Source organism: Burkholderia sp. Ac-20384 (assembly GCF_017104605.1).
Classification (GTDB): Bacteria; Pseudomonadota; Gammaproteobacteria; order Burkholderiales; family Burkholderiaceae; genus Burkholderia; species Burkholderia lata.
Genome location: NZ_JAAGPE010000483.1, coordinates 1 through 4,776, shown reverse-complemented (window position 1 = coordinate 4,776; position 4,776 = coordinate 1). Strand labels below are relative to the sequence as shown.

The window sequence follows — 4,776 nt, the reverse complement described above, 5'->3', positions numbered from 1 at the left end:
TTGTGTGAGAGTGCCTACAAAGGCACGCCGGCCGCCAGGAGGTTGTCGTGCAGTTCCTGCGCACGCTCGGGCGCAAGCTGACCACCCAGAAAGGCGCGAACCTCGCGCGGCTTGGCGCCGAGCAGCTCGGTCAGGACTTTGGCGTTGTAGCCGTTGCGTGTCAGACGAGCTTCGAGACCATCGAGATCGGGAGCGAGAATGGCAGCGATCGTGTCCGCATCGACGGGCTTCTGGCCGATGCGAAACGCTTCCTCGAAAGCGCGCGTCAGGTAGAGTTCGAACTGCAGCGGTGTCGTCAACCGCTCGCACAGCATTGCCGCGGCGGTATCGGTCAACAGCGTATCGATTTTCGTCCGGGAAGCCGTGACTTGTCCCAGCAGCCAGTGCAGGTATTTCTTGCGGTCAGTACCGAAACCATCGAGCTCGAACAGCGTCGTGCGCGCGCCGATTTCCTCCATCGAAGGGCGCAGCAGATCGTTCTTCAGTTTCGGATGGCCGGCGAGCACAACGGACAGCGTGCCCTTGCCATCGCGCACGATTTCCATCAGACGCTTCAGGCCAATGAGCGTCTTCGGGTGCAACTGGTGGGCGTCGTCGATGAACAGCGCCACTGGCTTCTTGCGCTTGCGGATCAACGCGCGCAGCGCACGCTCGCGACGTTCGGCCTGGTTCGGCATCGGGTCATCCTTGACCGTCGTCAGATCGCAGAACAGCGCGAGAATCAGCGTGCCGAGTGAGATCTGGCCACCGTCCACTGAGAGGGATTTCGCGACGAGGATTTCCTTTTCCTTGTCCTCTTCGAGGGCGTCCTGGATTTTCCGCAGCATCGTCGTTTTCCCCGTGCCGACGATGCCCGCCAGAACGATCAACTTACCTTCCTTGATTGCGAGCTTGAGTTCCTTGACGACGTGCTGCGACTGGGACGTCTCGAAATACGTTGACTGCCCGGTCAGGCTGATTTCCCGCGTCAGGCCATAGTAGGTGCGAATGTCACTCAGCATCGGGCGGTTCCTCCTCCGGAGGCTGCGTCACGCAGGCGCGAACCTGTGTGAGCACATCCTGTTTGTTCAACGTTGTGCCTACGATCGCGTTAATCGCCTGCAACTGGTCCGTCGGCAATGTCGCGAGTGGCCGCCCGAGATACTGGGCAATCGCGCGTTTGGCTTCCAGGGCAGAGACCCAGGCTAGTTGCCGGAACGGGTCAGGGTCGACGAAGGCTTGTACCTTCATCGTGTCCGGCTCCACCAACGCAGCGACGTCCGGCCGGCTTTCCAGCGCCGCACGTGGTAAGCCGAGCTTCGCTGCCAGGGCCTCGATGCGCTCACCGCGCGCCTGCACCGCTGTTTTCCGGAACGCCCGGTAGCGGTTCAGCGGAATCGGACCGCCCACCGGCAGGTAAGGGCCGAAGCGCCGCTCGCCATGCTCGACGAACAGTTCCTGGTCGAACAGCCCCCACCACAGCACGACGTCTTCTCCGGCAAGTTCAGGGTCAACCTCGTATCCAATGCCGTCGACCGACACCCGCGCATCGACCGACACCTTGCGTTGCTCGGGCTCGCGTGCGAACGTGCAGAAACGCTCCCAACTGCAGATAGCACGGATGCCGTCGGCCGGTAGATGCTGCAGCCAGTGCTCGGCACGTGAGTGATCGCCGGATCGATGATCCATCGCGTTGTAGCGAATGAGGAAATTCTGCAACCACACATTGGCCTCGTTTTCGTCCCGCGGCTTCTGGAAGTGATACAACGTCTCGTGCAGTTCCTTGACCGTCCGGAATGGCCGCTCGACCTTGCCGGTCGCACGGGCGCGGTATCGCCGTCGTTCATCGTGCCCGGCGGGCAGATGCGTGCGGACCTCAACGCCCAGATAGCGCATCACGCGCTGGAACACCTGGCTGCGGACCACCGGTCCGTTGTCCATGTACAGCATGCGCGGCATGCCGCGTAACGGTACCTCCGAAGCCTCCCGGTCCGACATCGCGTTGAACAGGAAGCGCAACGCGGCAACCACATCCTCGCCGTAGACGCAGCGATATTCCTGATACGCGACGCCGCTACAATCGTCGACAACACTGAAGAGCATGAGCGTCGGCACTTTCTGGTCGGCACGTACCCACGACGGCATTTCTACAGACTTGAGATCCGATGGACTCAGGTCGAACTGCCAGCAGTCGTTGCTGCGCTCGGCTTCGAAGCGCACCGCCGGCGGCACCCGTCCCAGCGTCGCACGGTCATATCCCCACTGTCGCAGATAGCGATTCACGGTGGTCTTGCACAGCGCGCCGGGTGTTACCCGAACCAGGCCGTCAGGCGTTTCGATGCCGAAGTTCTCGAGCAGCCGTATCGTTTCGGCTGTCGACAGGTGCCGGCCTTTGCGGTTAGAGGTGCGCATCTTGATCGCCGCAACCAGTTCGCAATAGCGCTCCATCTGATCAGCCGGCAGAACGCGCGGTGTTCCGCGATCGGCGCGGCGCAGTCCTTTAGGGCGGCTTCGCTCGGCCAGCGCGCGATAGATGGTCGGCTCGGACACCCCATAACCGCGCGCGGCTTCTTCGACGGCGAGCCGGCGTTCATGGCTGCGGGCCGGCAACGCGCTCAACCGCCGCGCCAGATCGATCAACGCCTCCGCAGGGATCGTCTTGCGCGGCACGGCGTCAAGCTTTATCGGCAGCACGAACGCCCACCGGCACGCCGCGGTGGCGTAGATAGGCGTACAGCGTGCTTTTGGAAATATGCAGGCGTTGCGCGATCTGCTCGGCGCTCAGCCTGCCTTCGCGATACAGCGTTTCGGCCGCATACGCCGTCGGCTCCGCCTTCGCTGGCAGACCTTTGGGACGTCCTCCCTTGCGGCCACGAGCGCGCGCCGCAGACAGACCAGCCTGCGTGCGCTCGCGGATCACATCTCGTTCGAATTCCGCCAGTGAAGCAAACAGATTGAACACAAACCGTCCCTGCGCCGTGGTCGTGTCGACCGGATCGTTCAGGCTGCGCAAACCGACATCGCGTGCGAGCAGGAGACCCACGACATCGATCAGGTGACGCAGCGACCGGCCCAAACGATCCAGTTTCCAGATGACGATCACGTCACCAGCACGCGCGTCATCCAGCAGATGCGCAAGCACGGGCCGCTCCGTTGACGCGCCGCTGGCGATTTCCGTCAGCACCTTGCCGCAACCCGCGGCCTTGAGCGCGTCGACCTGCAGCGCGAGGTTCTGCTCGTGCGTACTCACGCGCGCGTAGCCGATGTCCATGTCCTCATACCATCGGAAGTCTCGTACACTATAGTCAACGCCGCCGAATAAATCGAACGCAGTTTTGTGCAACGGATTTTCCGGACGCGATGTGTGCCGAAGCACGGGGCCCGCTCACTTGTAGGTCACTCGAACCTGCGCGTACGAAAAAACGATCGTTTTGGCGAACCCTGCGTGCAACGCAGGAAGTGGGCTCGCGGTCTTTCATGGGAAACTGATTACTATCTGGTTCGCGCCTTCAATTCTCGAAATGCTTTGATCCTCTCATCTCGCTCACCATTGTCTATTACGTATTCAAGCTCGTTAAGAGATCGGCTCATGGACCCCAGCCTCTCGAGAAGGGATCGATCGAAAGCCGCGCCACCTTTCGACAATGCCTCCCCGACCCTTCGGATTTCGCGCAATCTGAACCCTTCGATTGAAGCGCTCGTTTCAAATTCTTTACTGTCACGATTTACACGCCTCACGCGATAGTTGGCATGCCGGTCATTTAATTTCTCACTACTGTCTTTTTTTACAAACGCTTCCGCGAGTCCATGTTCCTGTTTCAGAACAGCACGTGTCTGCGAGTGCTTGAGAAGGCCTGCGGGTAGCCTCTTCAGCTGATCGCGCGAAATGACCTGGGCGTTGTTTTCGCCATGAATTTCGCCGATGAATCCCGTTTTGTAGGATTTAATTGCAAAATTGAGTGCGTACATGATGCAATCTTGCTGAGATTTTTGAATCTCCGGCGCAACAATCGAAATCTTCCGCCCTTCCGCTCTTAATAGATTGGCAGCAGAATTCAAGCGGGGGTCGTTATGCTCGAAGGCCGAATCAACAATGACTATTGAAGTTTCGTTGCCTCTCACCTTTACATCCGCCATCGCGCAATGAATAGAATTTTCCACCGGGTGGAAAATAAATCTGAAATCCCCCACCATCCTGCCGTTTTCAATCCGCTCAATCATGAATTGAAGATTTCTCGGCGCCTCAGGAAGGTAAAGCAAATTAAGACCCGGTCGCTGCGCATTTTCCATTGCAGCAATTAATTCGATGTATTTCTTATCCAGCATCGTTATGCTCTCGCTGGGAGCAGTATTGGATAGCGCATGATCCACCACCACTCTTGCGTACTCTCCAAAATCCTTGTCGCATTTCTCGATAATTGAATGATCAACGCTATCAGCTTTATATTTCAATCTGTCTGGGATTGCCCAATGAACATCTCCAGTAAATTTCTTACGCCCACTTAGACCACTGAGCGCTCCACCCGTAGGGAAGTTTTTCGCTGCACCGCTAGGCAGTACGCTTGTAGTCGTTGTGTGTTTTTCTTCAGGATGTGACGTGGTAATGGGGCTTGGAGGCCTTGATCCGATAGAAGTTGGCATAACAAGTGCATGGAGAGTGATTGCCCAGAGGACCAATAACATGATCATGCGAACCCAGATCACAGAAAGCGATTGGACGAATCAAATTGCGAAGATCAAATTGCACGTCACCGACGCAACATTTGATGAACGTCCTTTGGCCGCCTTCTCGCTCAC

The 4,776-nt window shown here is 58.3% G+C and carries 4 protein-coding genes; all 4 read right to left on the bottom strand.

Annotated features, from left to right (window positions below):
• Nucleotides 1-14: 14 nt before the first annotated feature.
• Complete coding sequence (locus G3O00_RS40210) at nt 15-1,001, bottom strand: AAA family ATPase (protein ID WP_206146318.1); 987 nt, start codon at nt 999-1,001, stop codon at nt 15-17.
• Complete coding sequence (locus G3O00_RS40205) at nt 991-2,634, bottom strand: DDE-type integrase/transposase/recombinase (RefSeq protein WP_206146319.1); 1,644 nt, start codon at nt 2,632-2,634, stop codon at nt 991-993. Before G3O00_RS40205 ends, G3O00_RS40210 begins: the two co-directional genes overlap by 11 nt.
• 19 nt (nt 2,635-2,653) lie before the next feature.
• Entirely contained in the window at nt 2,654-3,250 is a 597-nt protein-coding gene (locus G3O00_RS40200; protein ID WP_206146317.1) for a recombinase family protein, read from the bottom strand.
• Nucleotides 3,251-3,471: 221 nt separating this feature from the next.
• Nucleotides 3,472-4,668, bottom strand: coding sequence for a YopJ family acetyltransferase (locus G3O00_RS40195; protein ID WP_206146316.1), 1,197 nt, complete (start codon nt 4,666-4,668; stop codon nt 3,472-3,474).
• Between the last annotated feature and the right edge of the window lie 108 nt (nt 4,669-4,776).